The sequence below is a fragment of the Streptomyces sp. Edi4 genome, assembly GCF_040253615.1.
In the GTDB taxonomy this organism is placed as follows: domain Bacteria; phylum Actinomycetota; class Actinomycetes; order Streptomycetales; family Streptomycetaceae; genus Streptomyces.
In genome coordinates this window covers 5,472,128-5,492,819 of the sequence record NZ_JBEJGY010000004.1, presented here as the reverse complement: position 1 = coordinate 5,492,819, position 20,692 = coordinate 5,472,128, and the positions used below count along the sequence as shown (strand labels likewise).

At 71.0% G+C, this 20,692-nt stretch carries 18 protein-coding genes and 2 tRNA genes; 7 read left to right on the top strand and 13 right to left on the bottom strand.

Going from position 1 to position 20,692, the window contains the following annotated elements; genetic code table 11:
* The first annotated feature begins 12 nt into the window (after positions 1–12).
* Both hisN and ABR738_RS27065 read left to right on the top strand, forming a co-directional pair.
* A complete protein-coding gene (gene hisN / locus ABR738_RS27070) occupies positions 13–819 on the top strand; it encodes a histidinol-phosphatase (protein WP_350232560.1) in 807 nt (268 codons plus the stop codon).
* 252 nt (positions 820–1,071) lie between these two features.
* A complete protein-coding gene (locus tag ABR738_RS27065) occupies positions 1,072–1,470 on the top strand; it encodes a CBS domain-containing protein (protein ID WP_350234762.1) in 399 nt (132 codons plus the stop codon).
* 66 nt (positions 1,471–1,536) lie between these two features.
* Here the strand turns inward: ABR738_RS27065 and ABR738_RS27060 are convergent, their stop codons facing one another.
* On the bottom strand, positions 1,537–2,988 hold the full coding sequence (locus ABR738_RS27060; protein WP_350232559.1) for a catalase: 1,452 nt from the start codon (positions 2,986–2,988) through the stop codon (positions 1,537–1,539).
* A 143-nt stretch (positions 2,989–3,131) separates the two neighbouring features.
* Between ABR738_RS27060 and ABR738_RS27055 the strand changes: the two genes are divergently transcribed.
* Positions 3,132–3,548: a Fur family transcriptional regulator gene (locus tag ABR738_RS27055; protein ID WP_350232558.1), complete on the top strand. Its 417-nt coding sequence runs from the start codon at positions 3,132–3,134 to the stop codon at positions 3,546–3,548.
* 119 nt (positions 3,549–3,667) lie between these two features.
* On the opposite strand, the gene ABR738_RS27050 is transcribed toward ABR738_RS27055, so the two are convergent.
* The 4 genes from ABR738_RS27050 to ABR738_RS27035 all read right to left on the bottom strand — a co-directional run bounded on the left by ABR738_RS27050 (position 3,668) and on the right by ABR738_RS27035 (position 8,995).
* Positions 3,668–3,741 (bottom strand) — tRNA-Met (locus tag ABR738_RS27050).
* A 94-nt stretch (positions 3,742–3,835) separates the two neighbouring features.
* Positions 3,836–5,668: an SEL1-like repeat protein gene (locus tag ABR738_RS27045; protein ID WP_350232557.1), complete on the bottom strand. Its 1,833-nt coding sequence runs from the start codon at positions 5,666–5,668 to the stop codon at positions 3,836–3,838.
* A gap of 238 nt (positions 5,669–5,906) precedes the next feature.
* A tRNA-Met gene (locus ABR738_RS27040) sits at positions 5,907–5,980 on the bottom strand.
* A gap of 120 nt (positions 5,981–6,100) precedes the next feature.
* A complete protein-coding gene (locus tag ABR738_RS27035; RefSeq protein WP_350234761.1) occupies positions 6,101–8,995 on the bottom strand; it encodes a UPF0182 family membrane protein in 2,895 nt (964 codons plus the stop codon).
* A 135-nt stretch (positions 8,996–9,130) separates the two neighbouring features.
* Here ABR738_RS27035 and ABR738_RS27030 point away from each other — a divergent pair, with 135 nt between their 5' ends.
* Positions 9,131–9,676, top strand: coding sequence for a PPA1309 family protein (locus ABR738_RS27030; RefSeq protein ID WP_350232556.1), 546 nt, complete (start codon positions 9,131–9,133; stop codon positions 9,674–9,676).
* 25 nt (positions 9,677–9,701) lie between these two features.
* On the opposite strand, the gene ABR738_RS27025 is transcribed toward ABR738_RS27030, so the two are convergent.
* The 4 genes from ABR738_RS27025 to ABR738_RS27010 form a co-directional block, all read right to left on the bottom strand.
* Positions 9,702–10,790 carry a YlbL family protein gene (locus ABR738_RS27025; RefSeq protein WP_350232555.1) on the bottom strand — a complete coding sequence of 363 codons (1,089 nt, stop codon included), beginning with the start codon at positions 10,788–10,790 and terminating at the stop codon, positions 9,702–9,704.
* A 103-nt stretch (positions 10,791–10,893) separates the two neighbouring features.
* Complete coding sequence (locus tag ABR738_RS27020; RefSeq protein ID WP_350232554.1) at positions 10,894–11,115, bottom strand: hypothetical protein; 222 nt, start codon at positions 11,113–11,115, stop codon at positions 10,894–10,896.
* 309 nt (positions 11,116–11,424) lie between these two features.
* Complete coding sequence (locus ABR738_RS27015) at positions 11,425–11,886, bottom strand: molybdenum cofactor biosynthesis protein MoaE (protein ID WP_350232553.1); 462 nt, start codon at positions 11,884–11,886, stop codon at positions 11,425–11,427.
* Positions 11,887–11,964: 78 nt separating this feature from the next.
* On the bottom strand, positions 11,965–13,071 hold the full coding sequence (locus ABR738_RS27010) for an SDR family oxidoreductase (RefSeq protein ID WP_350232552.1): 1,107 nt from the start codon (positions 13,069–13,071) through the stop codon (positions 11,965–11,967).
* A 190-nt stretch (positions 13,072–13,261) separates the two neighbouring features.
* Here ABR738_RS27010 and ABR738_RS27005 point away from each other — a divergent pair, with 190 nt between their 5' ends.
* Both ABR738_RS27005 and ABR738_RS27000 read left to right on the top strand, forming a co-directional pair.
* On the top strand, positions 13,262–14,755 hold the full coding sequence (locus tag ABR738_RS27005; protein ID WP_350232551.1) for a zinc-dependent metalloprotease: 1,494 nt from the start codon (positions 13,262–13,264) through the stop codon (positions 14,753–14,755).
* Positions 14,752–15,273 (top strand): NUDIX hydrolase, encoded by a 522-nt coding sequence (locus ABR738_RS27000; protein ID WP_350232550.1) that lies wholly within the window; start codon positions 14,752–14,754, stop codon positions 15,271–15,273. Before ABR738_RS27005 ends, ABR738_RS27000 begins: the two co-directional genes overlap by 4 nt.
* Before the next feature lie 148 nt (positions 15,274–15,421).
* Here the strand turns inward: ABR738_RS27000 and ABR738_RS26995 are convergent, their stop codons facing one another.
* The 4 genes from ABR738_RS26995 to ABR738_RS26980 form a co-directional block, all read right to left on the bottom strand.
* The gene (locus tag ABR738_RS26995) at positions 15,422–16,177 is read right to left on the bottom strand and encodes an AIM24 family protein (RefSeq protein WP_350232549.1); all 756 of its coding nucleotides are present in this window, start codon (positions 16,175–16,177) and stop codon (positions 15,422–15,424) included.
* Between the two features lie 16 nt (positions 16,178–16,193).
* Positions 16,194–16,874 carry an AIM24 family protein gene (locus ABR738_RS26990; RefSeq protein ID WP_350232547.1) on the bottom strand — a complete coding sequence of 227 codons (681 nt, stop codon included), beginning with the start codon at positions 16,872–16,874 and terminating at the stop codon, positions 16,194–16,196.
* 14 nt (positions 16,875–16,888) lie between these two features.
* Entirely contained in the window at positions 16,889–18,628 is a 1,740-nt protein-coding gene (locus tag ABR738_RS26985) for a TerD family protein (RefSeq protein WP_350232546.1), read from the bottom strand.
* A 104-nt stretch (positions 18,629–18,732) separates the two neighbouring features.
* Positions 18,733–19,329 (bottom strand): M48 metallopeptidase family protein, encoded by a 597-nt coding sequence (locus ABR738_RS26980; protein ID WP_350232545.1) that lies wholly within the window; start codon positions 19,327–19,329, stop codon positions 18,733–18,735.
* 225 nt (positions 19,330–19,554) lie between these two features.
* On the opposite strand from ABR738_RS26980, the gene ABR738_RS26975 reads away from it, so the two are divergent.
* Complete coding sequence (locus ABR738_RS26975; RefSeq protein WP_350232544.1) at positions 19,555–20,688, top strand: ThiF family adenylyltransferase; 1,134 nt, start codon at positions 19,555–19,557, stop codon at positions 20,686–20,688.
* The last annotated feature ends 4 nt before the right edge of the window (positions 20,689–20,692 follow it).

Sequence of the window (20,692 nt, the reverse complement as noted above, 5' to 3'; positions counted from 1 at the left end):
ACGGTGGTGGCCATGCCCGACTATCACGATGATCTGCGTCTCGCCCACGTTCTGGCGGACGCCGCCGACGCGGCCACCATGGACCGGTTCAAGGCGCTCGACCTGGTGGTCGAGACCAAACCGGACATGACCCCGGTGAGCGAGGCCGACAAGGCGGCCGAGGAGGTCATCCGGGGGCATCTGCAACGGGCCAGGCCGCGCGACGCGATCCTCGGCGAGGAGTACGGCCTGGAGGGCACGGGCCCTCGGCGCTGGGTGGTCGACCCGATCGACGGCACCAAGAACTACGTCCGTGGCGTGCCGGTGTGGGCGACCCTGATCTCCCTGATGGAGGCGGGCGAGAACGGGTTTCAGCCGGTGGTGGGTGTCGTCTCGGCGCCCGCGCTGAACCGGCGCTGGTGGGCGGCGAAGGGCCATGGCGCCTTCACGGGCCGCAGCCTGACCTCGGCGACGCGCCTGAAGGTGTCCAGCGTCTCCAAGCTGGCCGACGCCTCGTTCGCGTACTCCTCGCTGGACGGCTGGGACGAGCGGGGCAAGCTGGAGGACTTCCTCGATCTGACCCGGGAGTGCTGGCGCACGCGCGCGTACGGCGACTTCTGGCCGTACATGATGGTCGCCGAGGGCTCGGTCGACTTCTGCGCCGAGCCCGAGCTGTCGATGTGGGACATGGCGGCGAACGTGATCGTGGTACAGGAGGCCGGGGGCGTCTTCACCGGCCTCGACGGCCGTCCGGGCCCGCACAGCGGCAACGCGGCGGCCTCCAACGGCCTGCTCCACGAGGAACTGCTCGGCTACCTGGGCGACGCGCCGCAGGCCTGACCCAAGGCTTCGTCACGGAGCGGAGCCGGCCCGCGTCCGGGAGCGGCCCTCGCGCATGAGGCCCCTGAGGGGCGTGAGTCGTACTTTTACGCGCCCCTCAACGGGCCTCTACTCACCCCTTGTTGACGTCCGGTCCGGATGCGACTCTAGGAGTCCCCCCACTTGTGAACGTGTGAATTCGTCTCGGAGCGGACGCCGTTGACCGCGGTCGCCGCGCCCGATGCCGAATCCACCCAGGAGGTGGCTCCCTTCATGCTCGTCCGCGACGCCATGAGCACCATGGTCCTCACGATCGGCCCCGCCCACACCCTCCGCCAGGCGGCCCGCCTGATGTCCGCGCGCCGGGTCGGCTCGGCCGTCGTCCTCGATCCCGACACCAGCGGCCTCGGCATCCTCACCGAGCGCGACATCCTCAACTCCCTCGGCCTGGGCCAGGATCCCGACCACGAGACCGCGAGCCGGCACACCACCACCGACGTCGTCTTCGCCGCGCCGTCCTGGACCCTGGCCGAGGCCGCCGACGCCATGACGCACGGCGGCTTCCGGCATCTGATCGTGCTGGACGGCCACGGACCGGTGGGCGTCGTCTCGGTGCGCGACATCATCCGGTGCTGGTCCCCCGCGCGCCGTGAATCGGCGCTGACCGGCTGACACGCCGACGGGCCGGGCCCCCGAAGGGAACCCGGCCCGCCGATCATCCCCGGCGATCGGCCCGGGTCAGCCGCGAAGGGCCTGGACCGCGGCTTCGAGCCGCTTGCCGAAGTCGCTGTCCGCCTGACGGAAGTTGTTGATCGCCCGCTCGACGATGTCGTCGCGCGACACCTTGGCGATGAACCCCGAAAGGTTCTCGATCAGACGGGCCTTCTCGTCCTCGGAGTAGAGCCGGTAGAGGTTCCCGGCCTGCACGAAGTCGTTGTCCTCGGCGTGCACGGGCGCCTGCGTGCTGCCGGTGACACCGGTGATCTGGCTCCCTTGCCACAGCGGGCGGTCCGTCTGGAAGGGGCCGCCGAAGCTGTTGGGCTCGTAGTTCTTCGCGCCCTTGTGACGGCCGTCGTACAGGTAGCCGTCACGGGAGTTGGTGCGCGCCTCGGTGGCGTGCGGGCGGTTGACCGGCAGGTGGTCGGCGTTGATGCCGACGCGGTAGCGGTGCGCGTCGCCGTACGCGAAGAGCCGGCCCTGGAGCATCTTGTCCGGGGAGGGACCGATGCCGGGGACGAAGTGCGCCGGGCTGAAGATGGACTGCTCGACCTCGGCGAAGATGTTCTCCGGGTTGCGGTTGAGCTCCAGCTTGCCGATCTCGATCGGCGGGTAGTCCGCGTGCGGCCACACCTTGGTGAGGTCGAACGGGTTGAAGCGGTACGTCGCCGCGTCCGCCTCCGGCATGATCTGCACCTGCACGGTCCAGGACGGGAAGTCGCCGCGCTCGATGGCCTCACGCAGGTCGCGCTGGTGGCTGTCGGGGTCCTCACCGGCGAGCTTGTTGGCCTCGGCCTGGGTGAGGTTCTTGATCCCCTGGTCGGTCTTGAAGTGGTACTTGACCCAGAAGATCTCGCCGGCCTCGTTGTTCCACTGGAACGTGTGCGAGCCGAAGCCGTCCATGTGGCGCAGGGTCGCCGGGATGCCCCGGTCGCCGAAGAGCCACGTCACCTGGTGGGTGCTCTCGGGGCTCAGACCCCAGAAGTCCCAGACGTTGTCGGCTTCCTGGCTGCCGGTGTACGGGTCGCGCTTCTGGGTGTGGATGAAGTCGGGGAACTTGATGGCGTCCTTGATGAAGAAGACGGGCGTGTTGTTGCCGACCAGGTCGTAGTTCCCGTCCTCCGTGTAGAACTTCAGCGCGAAACCGCGGGGGTCGCGCACGGCGTCGGCCGAGCCGAGGTTGCCGGCCACGGTGGAGAAGCGCAGAAACGTCTCGGTCTGCTTGCCGACCTCGGAGAGGAACTTGGCGCGCGTCCACTGCGAGACGTCACGCGTGACGGTGAAGGTGCCGTACGCGCCCGCGCCACGGGCGTGCACGATGCGCTCCGGGATGCGCTCGCGGTTGAAGTGGGCGAGCTTCTCCAGGAGCGACTGGTCCTGGATGAGCACCGGGCCGCCGGCGCCCGCGGTCGCGCTGTTCTGGTTGTCGGCGACCGGCGCGCCGGCCTCCGTCGTGAGCGGTCCCTGTGTCACGTGCGCCTCCTGCGTCATGTCCTGCGTGTCCTGTCCCTCGGTGCCTGCCGAACCGATCCTACAATGGACATTGTCTAAGTCAAATGAATGTCCAAACCCACACCGGTTCGGAACTGGACCCCTCCCCTGTTAGGCTGGCCCTCATGAGTGACCTACTGGAACGACTGCGCGGCCGTGGCTGGCGCATGACCGCGCAGCGGCGCGTCGTGGCCGAGGTCCTTGACGGCGACCACGTCCATCTGACGGCGGACGAGGTGCACGCGCGGGCCGCGGAGCGACTGCCGGAGATTTCCCGGGCGACGGTCTACAACACGCTGGGCGAGCTGGTGACGCTCGGCGAGATCCTCGAGGTCGCCACCGACCGCCGCGCCAAGCGCTACGACCCGAACGCGCACCGGCCCCATCAGCACCTGGTCTGCGCCCAGTGCGGCGCGATCCGCGACGTCCACCCGCAGGGCAACCCCCTGGCGGACCTGCCCGACACCGAGCGCTTCGGCTTCACGATCGCGGCCGTCGAGGTCACCTACCGGGGCACCTGCCCCAACTGCGCCGCGGCCTGACCACGACGCGCCGGCGCCCTCGCGGCGCCGGCAGTCATCGCGACGGCGGTCGTGTTTCCCTGTCGGCGCATACGACCGAGGCCCGGATCCTCGAAAGGATCCGGGCCTCGGTCGATCAGTAGCGGGGACAGGATTTGAACCTGCGACCTCTGGGTTATGAGCCCAGCGAGCTACCGAGCTGCTCCACCCCGCGTCGGTGAACCCAACCTTACGGGACGGCACCGGGCGGCGCAAATCTGTTCTCCGGCCCCTGGAGCGGACTCAGAACCCGGGCGTCAGGCCGCCGGTCAGGCCGTGAGCTCCTGGTGCAGCGCCTCGCGCAGCCGGGCGGCCCGCTCGGCCACCTCCGCCGGACCCAGCTCCACGGCCCTCGCACACCAGCGCTGGCCCTCACTCAGCTCGCCGTGGCGGGCGGCGAGCAGGGCGAGGCGCAGCGCGGCCCGCCCGTGCCCCGCGTGGGCGGCGCGGGTCCACCACAGGGCCGCCTCGCGCTCGCGGCCCTCGCGGGCGAGTAGCAGGCCGAGGTTGAAGGCGCCGTTGCGGCTGCCCGCCTCGGCGGCCTCCCCGTACCAGCGCGCGGCCGCCGCCAGGTCGCCCCGGTCCGCCGCCAGCATGCCCACCCGCACCTGGGCGCGGCGGTGGCCCTGCCGCGCGGCCCGCTCGTACCACTCCTCGCACTCGGTCTTCTCGGCCAAGGGCTCGCCGAGCGCGGGCGGGCCGGGCGGCGGCTGGCGCGCGTCCAGGACGGTGGCGAGCCGGAAGGCGGCCTCGGCGCTGCCGCCGCCCGCCGCGCACCGCAGGTGCCGCTCGGCGGCCTGTTCCTCGCCGTCGCGCAGCAGCGCGATGCCGACCTGGAGGGCGGCGTCGGTGTGCCCGGCGGCCGCCGCCCGCTCGTACCATTTCAGGGCCGTACGGTCGTCGTCGCGGCCGGCGAAGAGGATGCCGAGGTTGAAGGCGGCGTCCACACTGCCGGCTTCGGCGGCCTTGGAGAACCAGGGCTCGGCGCCGGTCGGGTCGCCGGCCTGGAGCAGCAGGATCGCGAGGGCGTTGGCGGCCTCGCGGTGCCCGCTGTAGGCGGCCCTGCGGTACCACTGCTCGGCCTGGGCCGTCCGGTTCTGGGCGGCGCAGAGCAGCCCCAGGTTGTAGGCGCCGTTCACATCGCCCGCGGTCATCGCCGCGCGGTACCAGCGCTCGGCGGTCTGCTGTTCGCCGCGTGCCGCGTGCAGCGCGCCCAGCGCGTTCGCGGCGTTGCCGTCGCCGTCCTGGGCGGCGCGCAGCCACCACACGGCGGCGCTCTCCTCGTCCCCCGCGTCGCGCAGGAGGAAGCCGAGCGCGCAGGCGGCCTTGGCCTCGCCGTCCTTGGCGGAGGTCAGATACCAGCGGCCGGCCTCCTTGAGCTCGCCGCGTTTCTCCAGGATCGCGCCGAGGTGCAGGGCGGCGCGGCGGTGCCCGCGCGCGGCGGCCTGCCGGTACCAGGGCTCGGCGTCCTCTGCGCCGCTCTCGCCGTCCGCCGGCTGCCCGACAGCGATGTCACCGGGGGCCTCACCCGCCGTCTCGCTCTCGACGCGCCGGTCGATGAGGCCGGCGAGGCGGTAGGCGGCCTCGCGGTGTCCCTGCTCGGCGGCGGCACGCAGCCAGCGCTCGGCACCGATGTCGCCGCGGTGCTCCAGGAGGTCAGCGAGCGCGTACGCGCCCAGGGCGTGGCCCTGCTCCGCGGACTGGCGCAGCCAGTACTCGGCGGCCGGTTCGTCACCGCGCTCGCGGTAGTGGCGGCCGAGCGCGTGGGCAGCGGCGGCGGACCCCGCGACGGCGGCGATCCGCCACCAGCCGGCCGCCTCGTCGGTGTAACCGCGCTGGTGGAGCAGGACACCCAGGTTGTTGGCGGCGGCCCGGTCGCCCTCGGCGGTGGCGCCCCGCAGATAGGGCTCGGCGCTGTCGAGGTCGCCGCGGCGCAGCAGCAGGGAGCCGAGGACGCTCATGGACTCGGCGTCGCCGCTGTCGGCGGCGCGCCGGTGCCGCGCCTCGGTCTCGGCGTCGGCGGTGTCGGCGTCATCATCGGAGCGTGTCTGCACAAACCGCCCTGTTTCCAACAGAGTTGCCCTGTCCCCCATAAATACCATCGTCGCACCACCCGCAACCCGCGTACACCTGGTATACCGCAGCCAGTGAGGTCACTTCAGCGTTTTGTCGACATGCCCACAGAGAGACACACCAAACCCCGTGTACCCCAACTCCCCCTGAGAAGACCCAATTTCACGCCAACGGGTTCCAGCCACCGGTCAACGGCCGTCCCCGCACACGCGATCCGGACGCGACGAGGGCCCGGATCCTTGAAAGGATCCGGGCCCTCGTCAGCAGTAGCGGGGACAGGATTTGAACCTGCGACCTCTGGGTTATGAGCCCAGCGAGCTACCGAGCTGCTCCACCCCGCGTCGGTAAACACAACGCTACCACGCTCCGGTCCGGGCCCGGACCGGAGCCAACCTGGTCTGCCCAGGTCAGCTCCGGTCCCGGGGCTCCGGTCCCGCGCCCCTGCTCCGGTCCGGCCGGCGTCAGCTCTTGGGCTTCGAGGCGTTCGCCTCCGCGTCGGCCGCCTTCTGCAACGCGTCCTGGAGCGCCTTCTGGCTGTCGCCGTAGGTCTTCCAGTCACCCTTGGCGAGCGCCTTCTGGCCGTCGTCGTACGCCTTCTGCGCGTCCTTGATGGCCTGGTCCACGGTGGCGTTGCCGGAGGTGGGCGGCGTGGTGGTCGGCGGCGTCGTGGTGGACGGCGGGTTCGGGTTCGTCGTGGACGGCGGCGTCGCCCCGTCGGCACCGAAGGCCGCGTTCAACGCGTCGGCCAGAGTGTCCTTGAAGACGGTCTTGTCGCCGTAGGAGACGCCGACCTTCTTCAGGAGCGGGTAGTTGGCGCTGCCACCGCGCGCGTACACCGGCTCGATGTAGAGGAAGCCCCCGCCGAGCGGCACGGTCAGCAGATTGCCGTAGTCGATCTCGGAATCGGTGCCTCTCAGGTTCCGTACGAACTCGGCGACTTCGGGCAGGCCGTTCAGCTTGCTCTGGACCTGCTGTGGTCCTTGCACGTTGTCAGTGACGCGCAAGAGTCTGATCTTGCCGTAGTCCTTGCTCGCCGCGTCCGCGTCGACCGCCATGAAGCCGCCGAGGTTGGGCCGGCCGTTGGGTGTGAACGTCGTGGTCAGCGAGAACTTCTTCCCCTCGCTCTCGGCGTTCGGCATCTTCATGGACAGGTAGTACGGCGGGACCGCGTTGTTGTCCTTGTTGGTCGGATCGTCCGGCACCTGCCAGGCGTCGCTGCCGCTGTAGAACTGCGCGGGGTTGGTGACGTGGTAGCGGGTCAGCAGCTCGCGCTGGACCTTGAACATGTCCTGCGGGTACCGCAGGTGCGCGCGCAGCTCGTCCGGGATCTGCGACTTGGCCTTCACCGTGCCGGGGAACGCCTTCATCCAGGTCTTGAGGACCGGGTCCTTGTCGTCCCACTGGTACAGCGTGACCGTGCCGTCATAGGCGTCGACGGTCGCCTTCACCGAGTTACGGATGTAGTTGACCTGGTTCTGCTGGGCCACCACCGCGCGCTGGTTGTCCGTCAGCGAGTCCGTGGTGGTCTCGCCGAGCGTGGTGCGCGAGGCGTAGGGGTAGCCGTTGGTCGTCGTGTACGCGTCGACGACCCACTGGATGTGCTTGCCCACGACCGCCGGATAGGCGTCGCCGTCGATCGTCAGCCAGGGGGCGACCGCCTCGACGCGCTCCTTGGGGGTGCGGTTGTAGAGGATCTTCGATCCCTTGCCGATGGCACCCGAGTACAGGATCTGCGGCTCGTTGAGCGTCACGGCGTACGCGGCCCGCGTGAAGGGGTTGGCCAGGCTCACGCCGCCCTTGCCCTGGAAGCTCGTGGTGACCTGGCCCTTGCCCTCGCTCTCGTAGTCGAGTTCCTTCTGGGGCCCGCCGACGATCGAGTACTGGTCGGTCTTCTCGCCGTAGTAGACGCGCTGCTCGTAGCCCGAGGGGAGCTGGCCGGTGGTGGGCAGGCTCGACTCGGTGAAGTCCGGCGCGCCATTCACGTCCACGCTCGTGCCCTTGGCCGCGATCGCGCCGAAGCCGTGGGTGTAGGTGAAGTGGTCGTTGATCCAGTTGCGCTTGATGCCCTTGAGGTCGAGCTCGCGCAGACCGATGACGGTGTCCTGCTCCTTGCCGTCCTTGTCCTGGTAGCGGTCCACATCCAGCGTCGAGGGGAACTGGTAGTACTTACGCTCCTGCTGGAGCTGCTGGAAGGCGGGCGGGACCACATTGGGGTCGATGATCCGGTAGCTCGCCGCCGAGTCCGCGTCCGAGCGGAGCTTGGGGTTGGCCGTGGCGTCCGTCGTGCCCTTGTAGTCCGACACCTGCGCGTTGTCGATGCCGTACGCCTCGCGGGTGGCGTCGATGTTCTTCTGGATGTACGGCGCTTCCTTGGCCTGCTCGTTGGGCTGGACCTGGAACTTCTGCACGATCGCGGGGTAGAGCCCGCCAATGAGGATCGCCGAGAGCACCATCAGGCCGAAGCCGATGACGGGCAGCTGCCAGGTGCGGCGCCACAGCGTGGCGAAGAACAGCACGGCGCAGATGACCGCGATGCAGAACAGAATGGTCTTCGCCGGCAGATAGGCGTTGGCATCGACGTACCGCAGGCCCGTCCAGTTGCTGGCCGCCTTGAAGTCACTGGACTTGACCGCGAGGCCGTACCGGTCGAGCCAGTACGCCACGGCCTTCAGGAGCACGAAGACCCCCAGCAGCACCGAAAGGTGCCCGGTGGCCGCGCCCGTGGCGCGCGCGCCGGGGCTGGTGATGCGCAGGCCGCCGTACAGATAGTGCGTGAGGGCGGCGGCGATCAGCGACAGGACGGCGGCCGCGAAGCCGAAGCCAAGCAGGAAGCGGTACCAGGGCAGGTCGAAGGCGTAGAACGACACGTCCAGCTTGAACTGGGGGTCCTTCTGGCCGAACGGCACCCCGTTGACCCACATCAGCCAGGTCCGCCACTGGCCGGACGCCGAGGCGCCGGCGATGAGCCCGATGAGCGCGGTGATCCCGAGCAGCATCCACTTCTTGTACGGCGCGATGCCCATCCGGTAGCGGTCGAGGCTCTGCTGTTCGAGGGACATCGCGCTGAGCGGCGGCCGCAGCCGGTGCGCCAGCCAGATGTTCAGGCCGACGGCCACAGCCATCAGGAGCCCGAAGACGGCGAACAGTCCGATCTTGGTCCACAGCTGAGTGGTGAACACCGACGAGTAGTGGACCGAGCGGTACCAGAGCCAGTCGGTCCAGAACCCCGCGAACATGACGAAGGCCATGGCAAGCACGGCCAGAATGCCCAGTGTCATGAGCAGGGTGCGGACCCGGCGGGACGGCCGGCCGACTCTGATCCGTGGCCCGGACGGGCCTGAGCCGCGGTCCGGCATCTGGAAAGCCAACGTGCGCACCTCGAAGTTCGCTGTCGTATGAGCGGGCCCCGCGATCGTAGAGCCCACTCATGCAACTTACTGAGGCTTTACTCAGTTCCCGATCGGGGGGTGAAAGAGGGCAGGATGTTGTCCATGTCCAACGTTTCCCCCTCAGGTCCCCCGATGGCCGCGAGCCCGCTCACCCGCGCGGTGCTCGAAATCGACGAGTACGCCTCCGTCCTCGGCTGGGACAAGCCGGCCCGCCTGTTCGCGCTCGTCGACACCGCGAAGCTCCGGGCCAAGGCGCCGAACCTGGTCTCCACCGCCGACGACGCGGCCGTCTCCGGGCTGACCCCGATCGAGCAGGAGGAGATCCCGCGCAACAAGCCGCTGGACAAGTTCCTCGGCACGATCGCCTGGCCCGACTCGGTGGCCGGCTGCGCGCTCACCGTGGAGCGCCTGATGCTGCCGCCGTCCGCCGAGGCGTCGGTGCCCGAAGGACTGAGCGACAAGGAGCTCGCCAAGTGGGTGGCCTCCCACCCCGATCGCCAGGAGGTGCGGATGACGGTGGCGGTGCTGCGCGGCGGCGCCCGTGAGTCCGCCATCCGGCTGCGCGAGAAGGACTCCGCGACCGAGGTCCTGACCGGCCCCGACCTGGTACCGGGCCTGGCGGAGGCGCTGGCCGCGACGTTCGCCTAGCCGCCCGACGGGGACACGGCCTACCTCACTTGGGCGAGCAGCTGGGCAGCCCGGCCGTGTCCCCCGTACGGATCTTGTCCAGCGCCTGCCGCGCGTCGTGCAGGGAGTCGACCTTCACCAGGGTCAGACCCGAGGGGATGTCGGCCGCGGCGGCGGCGCAGTTGTCCTTGGGCGTCAGGAAGTAGCGGGCGCCCGCCTGCCGCGCGCCGATCAGTTTCATCTCGATGCCGCCGATCGGGCCGACCTTGCCTGCGTCGTCGATCGTGCCGGTGCCCGCGACGAACTTCCCACCGGTCAGGTCATCGGGCGTCAGCTTGTCGACGATGCCGAGCGAGAACATCAGGCCCGCGCTCGGCCCGCCCACGTCGGCGAGCTTGATGTCGACGGTGAACGGGAACGCGTGGTCGGTCCCGGCCTGGATGCCGACGATGGCCCGGTCGCCGTCCTGCGCCTTCTCCGTGGTGATGGTGATCTTCTCGGCGCCCTCGGGCGTCTTGCCCGCCTTCTTGGCGGCCTCCGCCTGCTTGGCGGGGACGATCGTGAAGACCACGTTCTGACCGGGCTTGTGCTTGGTCACCAGCGTCGCGACATCGGCCGGCTTGGTGACCGGCGTGCCGTCGACCGCCCCAATGGCGTCACCGGCGTGCAGCTTGCCCTCCGCCGGGGTGCCCTTGACGACCGAGGAAACGATCACCCAGCTCTTCACCGGAACGCCCACCTCGTTCAGGGCCGCCACCTTGGCGCTCTCCTGGGACTGGCTGAACTCCTCGGCGTTCTCCTGGTTGGACTGCTCGTCGGTCTTGCCGTCCGGGTAGAGCGTGTCGTGCGGAACGACCACGCTGTCGTGCGCGAGCCAGCCGTAGACCGCCTCGACGAGGTTCATCCGGTAGTCCGCGCCGGTGACCCTGACCGTCGTCATGTTGAGGTGCCCGCTCGTCGGGTACGTCTTGTGACCGGTGATCCGCAGCACCGGCTCGCCACCGGAGTCGCCGAGCGTGTTCACGGTGGGCCCGGGGGACATCTCGGCGTACGGCACTTTGATGAGTACCCCGGCGCAGAGCAGCGCGATCAGCACGAGGGTGGAGGCGAGCATCGTCGCGGTGCGGCGTGGCATGGAACGACAGTACGGGACCGTCCTGTGCGCCCACCCCTGGGGCCGGTCCGTACGGGGCCTCGGGCCGGTGCCCGCGCGTCCCTGGACGGACGGCCGCGAACGGCTACGAACGGACCGCGGTCCCGGCCGAGGGAGCACACTCGGCGGGCGCCGCCTCGACGGCGTCGTGTCCGGAGCGGGATTTCTCCATCGCTTCACGGAACCTGCTGTAACCGGCGAGTTCGGACACATCGCCGGTCGTACGGTTTCGAGCGGCCCAACGCGCCCATATCGCCGCGCCGACAGCAGCGAAGAGCGGAATGAGCAGCCAGGCGAGTGCGGCCATTTCCGACCTCCCGTCCCCACTAGAGCGATGAAAACTGACAGATCGGCAGACTAGTCGTCCACCGCCTCAACGCTCGTGCCCGGGGGGCGGTTACGCAAATCGGGGCGCCCTGCCCCCACAGGGGTTTCAACTGCCCCCACAAGGACGCCGCTACGCCCCAACCGTCCCACCCGTCACCCGACCGCCACCCCTCAAGGACAGCGCTACGCGCCGACCCTCCCACCCGTCACCCGACCGCCACCCCTCAAGGACGGCGCTACGCGCCGACCCTCCCACCCGTCACCCGACCGCCACCCCTCAAGGACGGCGCTACGCGCCGACCCATTCCTCTGTGCCGTCGGAGAACTTCTGGTGCTTCCAGATCGGCACCTCGTGTTTGAGGGCGTCGATCAGGCGCCGGCTGGCCTCGAAGGCCTCCGCGCGGTGCGGGCAGGACACCGCCACGACGACCGCGATATCACCGACCGCCAATTCGCCCACACGGTGGACGGCGGCCAGCGCGCGGACCGGGTACTCGGCGATCACCTTCTCGGCGACCCGGCGCATCTCGTCCTCGGCGGAGGGATGGCAGGAGTATCCGAGGCCGTCCACGTCCGCGCCGCCGTCGTGATCACGCACCGTGCCGACGAAGAGCGTGGTGCCGCCCGCCGCCGCGTCCCCGGCGGCGGCGAAGACCTCGTCCACGGACAGCGGGGTGTCACGGATCGCCAGGAGCCGGATGGGGTCCTGTGCCGGCTGCTCACCGGGGTGCTCGGGGTACGTGCGTGCCATGGACCCATCGTGCCGCACGCCACCGACATCCCGAAATGGCTCTTTCGACCGGGCGCCGCGCCCGTCCCTAGGAGGGTCCTACAGGCCGCGGCGCTTGCGGGCCCTGCGCACCACCGCGGCGGCGCCGAGCAGCGCGACGGTGGCGCCGGCGGCTCCGGCGGCCGTGGCGTCCTTGCGGCCGAGCCTGCGGCCGGCGACGGTGTGCCGGCCCGCGACCTCTTCGAGGAGTTCGGCGAGGACTTCCTCGTTGGTCCAGCGCGGCCGCCAGCCCGCGTCGTGCAGCCGCCCGACACTGACCACCCACGGGTGCATCGTGTACGCCAGGTCACCGGCCGGCGAGGGGGTGAGTCCGATCCGGTGCAGCCGGGCGGCCGCGCCGAGCGCCACCGCGGAGGGCAGCTCCATCCGGCGGATGCCGCTGAGCTCTTCGACCTCCTCCTGTTCGAGCCAGCCGTCGCAGCCGACCGCGAACTCCCCGTCGGCCTTCTCGAGCGCCGCGTACTCCAGCGCGCTGCACAGGTCCTCGACGTGGCAGAACTGCCAGGTGGGCCGGGACCCGGCGACGACCAGGAGGCGCGGCGACTCGAAGTAGCGGGTGAGAGCGGTATCGGTGCCGCCCACCAGGACGGCGGGCCTGACCACCGTGACGTTCAGGCCGGGGTGGGCGCGCGGGGCGCGGCGCCCCAGCCGCTCGATCTCCAGGAGGTCGCCGACGCCGGTGGCCTCGGCGGTCGCCCGCAGCTCGGCGTCCTCGGAGAGCGGGATGTCGTTGTCGGGCAGCGCCCCGTAGACCATCGCCGAGGTGCACAGGACGACCCGGTGCACCCCCGCGGCGGCCGCGGCGGTCAGGACGGTCTGGGTTCCGCGCACGTTGTAGGCCGTGCGGGCCGCCGCGTCCGTCTCCAGATCGAGGTCGAGCGCGAGGTGCACGACGACGTCGGCGCCGCGCAGTTTCTCGGCGATCGCCGGGTCCCGTACGTCCAGGATGTGCCAGGTCGCCTCGGAGACCTCACCCCGGCGCTCGTCGATGGCGACGACCTGCTTGACCTCGTCGGACGCGGCGAGCCGCGCGGTCAGCAGGGCGCCGATCCCGGAGGCGGCACCGGTCACGGCGACCACGGGACCCCGTGAGGTCGAGGTTGAGTGGTTTCGCGCTGCGCGAACCTGCGGATCTGGGGAACTCACCGGGCGTCTCCAGCGGTTGTCTTCAGTACGTACGTTAAGGACGCGTGCGTACCAGGTGGCGTCCATCCTGCCGCAGGCCGCGCGGAGGCGGAGCACCGAGCCCCGATCCGGCTCGGATGTCTACGCTGGTGGTGTTGTGGGCCAGCCCGCCGTCGGCAGAAGCCGGCGGCCTAACGAGCCGAGGAAACCCGTGAGTGACACCCCATTCGGATTCGGTCTTCCGCCGGAGGAGCCGGAAGGCGGCGACGGCAAGAAGAAGGACCCTGCCGGAGGCGGTCAGGGTGCCGGCGGCCAGGGCGGCAACCCCTTCGGCTTCGGCGGCCCGGGCGGCGCGGACAATCCGTTCGCCGCGATGTTCGGTTCGATGAACCCGAACGATCTGGGCGCCGCCTTCCAGCAGCTCGGGCAGATGCTGAGCTACGAGGGCGGTCCCGTGAACTGGGACATGGCCAAGCAGATCGCCCGCCAGACGGTCGCCCAGGGCACGGCGGACGGCACCAAGGACGAGAGCGTCGGCCCCGCCGAGCGCGCCGCCGTCCAGGAGGCCGTGCGCCTGGCCGACCTGTGGCTCGACGACGCGACGTCGCTGCCCTCGGGCTCCACCACCGCGGTGGCCTGGAGCCGCGCGGAGTGGGTCGAGGCCACCCAGCCGGCCTGGAAGGAACTGGTCGACCCGGTCGCCGAGCGCGTCGGCGCGGCCATGGGCGGCGTGCTGCCCGAGGAGATGCAGGCCATGGCCGGCCCGCTGATCGGCATGATGCGCTCCATGGGCGGCGCCATGTTCGGCCAGCAGATCGGACAGGCGGTCGGCACGCTCGCGGGCGAGGTCGTCGGCTCGACCGACATCGGGCTGCCGCTCGGACCGGCCGGCAAGGCCGCGCTGCTTCCGCTGAACATCGCGGCCTTCGGCAAGGACCTGGGTGTCCCGCAGGACGAGGTCCGGCTCTATCTGGCCCTGCGCGAGGCCGCCCACCAGCGGCTCTTCGCGCACGTACCGTGGCTGCGCTCGCATCTGTTCGGCGCGGTCGAGGGGTACGCGCGCGGCATCACCGTTGACACGGCGAAGCTGGAGGACGCCGTCGGCCAGCTGGACGTGTCCAACCCGGAGCAGCTTCAGGAAGCCCTTCAGCAGGGCCTTTTCCAGCCGGAGGACACCCCGCAGCAGAAGGCGGCCCTGGCCCGTCTTGAGACGGCGCTCGCCCTGGTCGAGGGCTGGGTGGACGCAGTGGTCCACGCCGCCGCCAAGCCCCGGCTCACCTCGGCGGACGCGCTGCGCGAGACGCTGCGCAGGCGCCGGGCGACCGGCGGCCCGGCCGAGCAGACGTTCGCCACGCTGATCGGCCTCGAGCTGCGTCCGCGCCGGCTGCGGGACGCCTCGCGCCTGTGGGCCTCGCTCACCGACGCGCGCGGGGTGGACGGCAGGGACGACCTGTGGGAGCACCCGGACATGCTGCCGACGGCATCCGACCTGGACGACCCGGACGGTTTCGTGCACCGCGAGCACCTGGACTTCTCGGAGCTGGACAAGATGCTGGGCGAGGCCGCCGAGCAGAACAGCCCGTCCCTGAAGAAGGACAAGGCCGACGAGGGCGAGAAGAAGGCGGACGGCGAGAGCGCGTCCGGCAAGGACGCCGGCGACGACACCGACAACACCGACAACAGCAAGGGCGAAGCGGACCAGTGAGCCTGCATGACGACGCGGTCCTCGTACTGAAGGCGTACGAGGACCAGCCCGAGCTGCGCCAGGACTATCTGGACCATCTGTCGGCGCACCCCGATGGGATGTGGAAGGCCTGCGAGGCCGGCCACCTCACGGCGAGCGCGCTGGTGATCGACCCCGAGCGCGGCCGGGTCCTTTTGACGCTGCACAAGAAGCTGAACATGTGGCTCCAGATGGGCGGCCACTGCGAGCCGGGCGACGCCACGGTGGCGGCCGCCGCGCTGCGCGAGGCCGAGGAGGAGTCCGGGGTGGGCGGCCTCACGCTGCTCGCCGGGGGCCCCGTCCGGCTCGACCGCCACCCCATCCCGGCGCCCTGCCACTGGCACCTGGACGTCCAGTACGCGGCGCTCGCCCCGGCCGGCGCCGTCGAGGCGATCAGCGACGAATCCCTCGACCTGCGCTGGTTCGCCTACGACGAGGTGGCCGACGTGGCCGACACCTCGGTGGTCAACCTCGTGGAGGCGACCCGCTCGCGGCTGTAGCCGAGGGCGCCCCGGGCCTCAACTGGCGTACGGGGCAAGGTTGTTCACGGGTAAGGGGCGGTCGCTATAGCGACCGCCCCTTACCCGTGCCGTGCCGCGCCAAGCCGGCCCGCGCGGTGTCGTGCCGCGCGCGCGGGGACCTCGGCGCTCAGCTCCAGGCGTTGCCCTGGTTCTGCGCGTGGGCGCCCTGCTGGCCCATGCCGTACTGGGCCCGCAGGCCCTGTCCGATCATCGCGTTCTGCGGCGGCAGCACCTCGCTTGGCTGGACCAGCGCGAAGCCCTGGCCGAGGAAGCTGAGCTCCCAGCCCTCACCCGTGTTGCCGCGGCGCCGCCACACGCCCGTGGAGTGCGTCTGCGCCTGCATCTGGACGCGCAGGGACGTCGACCAGGCCACGATCGCGTCCGCGTCCGCGTTGACGTACTTGTCGGGCGTCACCTGGAGCATCAGCGGCTGGCCCGAGGTCATCAGGACGACCTTGCCGGTGCCGGTGATGTTGAGCTGGTACTTGCCGGTGCCGGAGACGCCGTACTGGCTGTCCACGGCGATGACTTCGTGGTGCAGCGAGGAGTCCATCGCGAGGACGTAACCGCTGTCGACCGTCAGTCCGTCCCGGTCGACGTCCACGACGTGGACATGCTGAGCCAGGTTGGCCAGGTAGACCGTGCCCTGCCCCGAGACGCGCATCAGGTCGAGCCCTTCGCCGGTGCGGGCGCGGGCCTGCTGTTGGCCGTTGGACCGGTACTCCCCGTCGAACTCCAGCAGCCCCTGATAGGCGACCATCGAGCCCTTGCGGGCGAGGAGGTCGTCGTGGCCGGTGAGCACGGCGCGCAGGAGCTGCGGATTCTGCGCCGTGTAGCGCTCCTGGGACTGCTGCTCGGTGTAGCTGAAAAGCGAGCTCTGCATTGGTGTCTACTCCCCCTCAGCCCCGGGCCCGCAGGCGGTCCGTGCTGTCCTCACTCGGCTGTACGACCACGATGCCCTTGCCGGAGAACGCCATCTGGTACGCCTCTCCGCTGCCCCGGCCGATCAGCGAGGACGCCTTGAAGCTGCGCTTGCCCTTCACCTTCAGGTTCGGCGACCAGGCCACGAGCGCGTCCGGATCGACGTACGTCTCGTCCTCGCCGCTGCCGCAGTCGACGACGACGGGCATGCCGCGCGAGGTGAGAGCGACCCAGCCGGTGCCGGAGATCTTGACGTTGAACAGGCCCTGGCCGGCGAACTTGGCGAGCCCCTTGACCCGTTCGACACCCCACTGCAAGCTCGCGTCGAAGGCGAGCACATTGGTGCCGTTGACGGAGATCGCGTCGTTGTCGAGGTGGACGATCACGACGTTGGCGCCGTAGTCGGCAAGGTAGAGCAGTCCGTCGCCGGTGCACTTCATGAGGGGGGCGCCCTCACCGGTGATCCAGTCCCTGGCCATCTGGCGCACGGCCGGCGGGTTGGGTTCGTACTGGATGAAGCCCTCGTAGGCGACCATCGAGCCGACCCGCGCGAACAGGTCCTGGCCGGTGGCCATGGCCACCTTGAGCATGGCGCTGCCGTGGTTCTCCATCCGGGCCACGACGGGTGTGGGGGCGTAGCCCGCGAGTTGCTGGTTCATTTCTTCGGGCTCCCTCAGACCTCGTACGGCTGGACGACGATGAAGTTGCCGGGAGCGCCCCGGAACTGGAGATTGACGGACTCGCCGCTGTGGCCGGGATAGGCGTTGCGGCGCAACCTGACCTGGCTGGAGACGATGACCTGGGACGCGGCGGACCAGGCGACGATGGCGTCGCTGTCGGCGAACGTGGTCGGGGTGACGGGCAGCACCACGGGGGTGCCGTGGGTCATCACGACGACGGTGCCCGCGCCCTGGAACAGCATGGTGAACAGGGCGCCGCCGGGGATGCCGTGGCCCTCGATGCGGCGCACCTCGTAGTGCAGCGACTCGTCGAAGGCGAGCACGTGCTCGGCGGAGACGCAGATGCCGTCGCCCTGGAGCTCGATGGGGTGCAGGTAGGCACTGTTCTCGGCGAGGAAGACCTGGCCGCGGCCGGTGCAGCGCATCAGCTGCATTTCCTGGCCGGTCGCGTTGCCGACGATCCGGCCCGCGAACCCGGCGCCCTTGTAGCCGAAGTCGACCTTGCCCTGGTACATGACCATGCTGCCCTGACGGGCGAGGACGGGCTGGCCGTCGGCCCCGAGGTCGGCCCGGACCAGCTGCTTGTTCTGCGCCGTCCAGCGCGCGCCGGTGGGGACTTCCTTGTACATCTGGATCGCGGCGTGCAGTCCGCCGCCGCCCTGGGGCATGCCCTGCGGCTGACCGTAGGGCGCGGGTTGACCGTAGGGAGCCGGCTGCCCATAGGGGGCGGGCTGGCCATAAGGCGCGGGCTGGCTGTAGGGGGCGGACTGGCCGTACGGGGCGGGGGCGCCCGGCGGCGGGGTCTGGCCCGGGATGGGGCCGGGGCCCCGCCCGAACTGCGGCTGCTGCGGCGGCTGTCCGTACGCGGGCTGGGGCCCGCCGTACGGTGCCGGTGCGGGCGGCGGCACGGTGCCCGGCGCCAGGTGCATCGGCGCGGCGATGGTCGGCGCCGCGTGGATCTGCGGACTCGGCGCCGGAGGCGGGGGCGGCGGGAGCGGTGGGCCGCCCTGCGCTGCCGGGCGCGTGTAGTGCTGCGGGGCGGCGGGTGCGGGCGCGCCGAAGGACGGCGCGGGCCCCGGAGCAGGCGCGGGGGCGGCGAACTGCGGGGCGGGCGCGGCGGCCTGGGGCGGCGGGGCGAACCCGGGGGCCGCGCCCTGAGGGTGCGGCTGGGGCTGCGGCTCCTGCGGTGCCGGGGCGGGATCCTCCTCAAGGACCTCGCCGCCGAAGTTCTTCAACAGCGCCTCGAGTCCCCCGTCGAAGCCCTGGCCCACGGCGGCGAAACGCCAGACGTCCTTCAGGTAGAAGTCACCGAGCATGACGGCGCGCTCGGTGCTGAACTCCGCTCCCGTGAAGGAGTAGCGCACCACTTCCTCGCCGCCGGCCACGACCCGGATGTAACCGGGGCCCACCTGCGACATCTGGCCCGGGCCGTCCAGGGTCGCGGTGAAGGAGAGCCGTTGGATGTGCGCCGGAAGGCGGTCGAGGGTGACGCGGAACGATTCGGTGTCACCGGACTGCGCGCCGAGGAGCCGGAGGGAACCCTCGGGGGACTCGGGCTGGTTGAAGAAGACGAAGTAACGGTCGTCGGACAGCTGCTCACGGGCGTCGAGACCGAAGCAGCTGATGTCGAAGGTCAGTCCGGGTCCGCCGATCTGTACGCCGACGTACAGATCCGTCCCTGCGGTGAGATCACTGACCTTGGCCTTGTGGCCGCGCTGGAATTCCCTGGCCATGTACCGACCGTCCCCCATCCCGAGGTGATTGCGTCGCGCCAGGCTAACGGCTGCCCCGGACAATCGGCCAAGCCGCGGCACATTCGGTACACAACCGTCGACACCTACTCCTCGCGCGCGGCGGGCAGGTGCGGGAGGCGGGCGGCGGCCACCACGCCCTCGAGGTAGCCACGGGCCCGCTCGGTGCGCGGATAGGCGTCGAGCAGCTGCCAGAACCGGGGCCCGTGACCTGGCACGAGGAGGTGCGCGAGCTCGTGGACGAGCACATAGTCGACGACGTACTCGGGCATGCCCTGCAATCGGTGCGAGAGCCGGATGCTGCCCTCGGCCGGGGTGCACGAACCCCAGCGGGTGTTCTGATTGGTCACCCAGCGCACCGAGGCGGGGCGGGCACGGCCCTGGAAGTACTGCGCGGACAGACGCTCGGCGCGCTCGGTCAGCTCGGCGTCGCCCAGCATGCGCTTGGACTCCTGGGCGGCCAGCTTGTCCAGCATCACCGTCACCCAGCGCTGCTCCTCGGCCTCGGACATCCGGGCCGGGATCAGCACGATCGTGCGGTCGCCCTCGCGGTAGGCGGAGACGGTCCTGCTGCGCCGGGCGCTGCGGCGCACCTCGACCGCGCTCGTCACCGGGCCGCGTGGCGGCAGGCCGGTCGGGCGGCGCGGCGGGCTTCCGGCACTCTGCAGCGGGTCGGCGGGCACGCCCCGACGTTACCCGCTGTCAGTGGGGGAAGTCCCGCCTCCGGGGCGGTTGAGCCATGATCCATCCGCTGAGCCGCACCATTTGAATGACTAATACCCCCTGCCTGTGGACAACTTTTCACGCCGCTCGGCGCGACCGTGCACGCTGGCCTCATGCCGCACGACGGCCCGTGGACGGGCGGGTGCCGAGGCGGCTCACGCGGACACGACGACGGGGGTTGGACCATGCATCCGATGATCAAGCCGGCGCTGCGCCGGGCCTGGCGCGACCGGGCGACCGTACAGTTCGGGATCACTCCCGCGCAGGCGGTGGTGCTCTCGCCGGTGGATCCGGCGACGGGGCATTTCCTCGACCTGCTCGACGGCACCCAGGGCCTGGCCCTCCTGTACGAGCGGGCGCGCGCCCTGGATCTGCCACCGGCCCAAGTGGACGAACTGATCACACGGTTGACGGCGGCCGGCGTGGTGGACGACGCGGCGGCCGGCGGCCCCGAGGCCGAGTCGTTGCGCGCCCGGACGCAGGCGCTGGAGCGACTACGGCCGGATCTGGCGTCCCTCTCCCTCCTGCACGCGGAGCCGGGCGCCGCGACAGCACGCCTCGCGGCGCGCGGCGCCATACGCGTCCAGGTGCGCGGGGCCGGGCGGGTGGGCGCGATGATCGCCGCCGTGCTTTCGGGCTCGGGGGTGGGCCGGGTCGACGCGCTGGACGGGGGCTCCGTACAGCCGGGTGACGTGGCGCCGGGCGGGCTCGCGGAGCAGGCGGTCGGCGAGCGGCGCGCGGCGGCGGCCGCCCGGCTGGTGCGGCGCGCCGCGCCGGGTCCCACGCCGCGCCAGGGGCGGGACCCGGAGCGGACGTCGCTCTCCCTGATCGTGGTGGCCCCGCGCGAACCCCTCGATGTCCACGCGCCGAACGCGGTGGACGCGCAGGACTGGGTCCGGGCCGGAATTCCCCATCTGTACGCGGGAGTTGTGGAGACGACGGGGGTAGTGGGCCCGCTGGTCCTGCCGGGTGGCACCGGGTGCGCGGGATGCCTGGCGCTGACCCGGACCGAGCGCGATCCGGGCTGGCCCCGGCTGCTCGCGCAGTGGCGCTCGGGGCGGCACCGGGCCGCCGTGCCGGCCTGTGACCTGGCACTGGCGACCGCCGTCGCGGGGCTCGCGGCCGCGCACGCCCTGGCCTTCCTCGACGGTGATCTTCCGGCGAGCACCGGCAGCCGGTGGGAGACGTCGCTGCCCCACCTCGACTGGCGGTCCGCCCCGGTGGGGCCGCACAGCGGCTGCTTCTGCGGCGCCGCCGGAAAGACTCGGGGGGTGCAGGCCTCGGGGGTGGCGGGCTCACACGACACAATGGCCGGGTAGCGCC

Coding starts and splice junctions, on each gene's coding strand:
- hisN (WP_350232560.1), top strand. CDS start 13: ATGCCCGACTATCACGATGATCTGCGTCTCGCCCACGTTCTGGCGGAC.
- ABR738_RS27065 (WP_350234762.1), top strand. CDS start 1,072: ATGCTCGTCCGCGACGCCATGAGCACCATGGTCCTCACGATCGGCCCC.
- ABR738_RS27055 (WP_350232558.1), top strand. CDS start 3,132: ATGAGTGACCTACTGGAACGACTGCGCGGCCGTGGCTGGCGCATGACC.
- ABR738_RS27045 (WP_350232557.1), bottom strand. CDS start 5,668: ATGGTATTTATGGGGGACAGGGCAACTCTGTTGGAAACAGGGCGGTTT.
- ABR738_RS27035 (WP_350234761.1), bottom strand. CDS start 8,995: ATGCCGGACCGCGGCTCAGGCCCGTCCGGGCCACGGATCAGAGTCGGC.
- ABR738_RS27030 (WP_350232556.1), top strand. CDS start 9,131: ATGTCCAACGTTTCCCCCTCAGGTCCCCCGATGGCCGCGAGCCCGCTC.
- ABR738_RS27025 (WP_350232555.1), bottom strand. CDS start 10,790: ATGCCACGCCGCACCGCGACGATGCTCGCCTCCACCCTCGTGCTGATC.
- ABR738_RS27020 (WP_350232554.1), bottom strand. CDS start 11,115: ATGGCCGCACTCGCCTGGCTGCTCATTCCGCTCTTCGCTGCTGTCGGC.
- ABR738_RS27015 (WP_350232553.1), bottom strand. CDS start 11,886: ATGGCACGCACGTACCCCGAGCACCCCGGTGAGCAGCCGGCACAGGAC.
- ABR738_RS26995 (WP_350232549.1), bottom strand. CDS start 16,177: ATGCAGAGCTCGCTTTTCAGCTACACCGAGCAGCAGTCCCAGGAGCGC.
- ABR738_RS26990 (WP_350232547.1), bottom strand. CDS start 16,874: ATGAACCAGCAACTCGCGGGCTACGCCCCCACACCCGTCGTGGCCCGG.
- ABR738_RS26985 (WP_350232546.1), bottom strand. CDS start 18,628: ATGGCCAGGGAATTCCAGCGCGGCCACAAGGCCAAGGTCAGTGATCTC.
- ABR738_RS26975 (WP_350232544.1), top strand. CDS start 19,555: ATGCATCCGATGATCAAGCCGGCGCTGCGCCGGGCCTGGCGCGACCGG.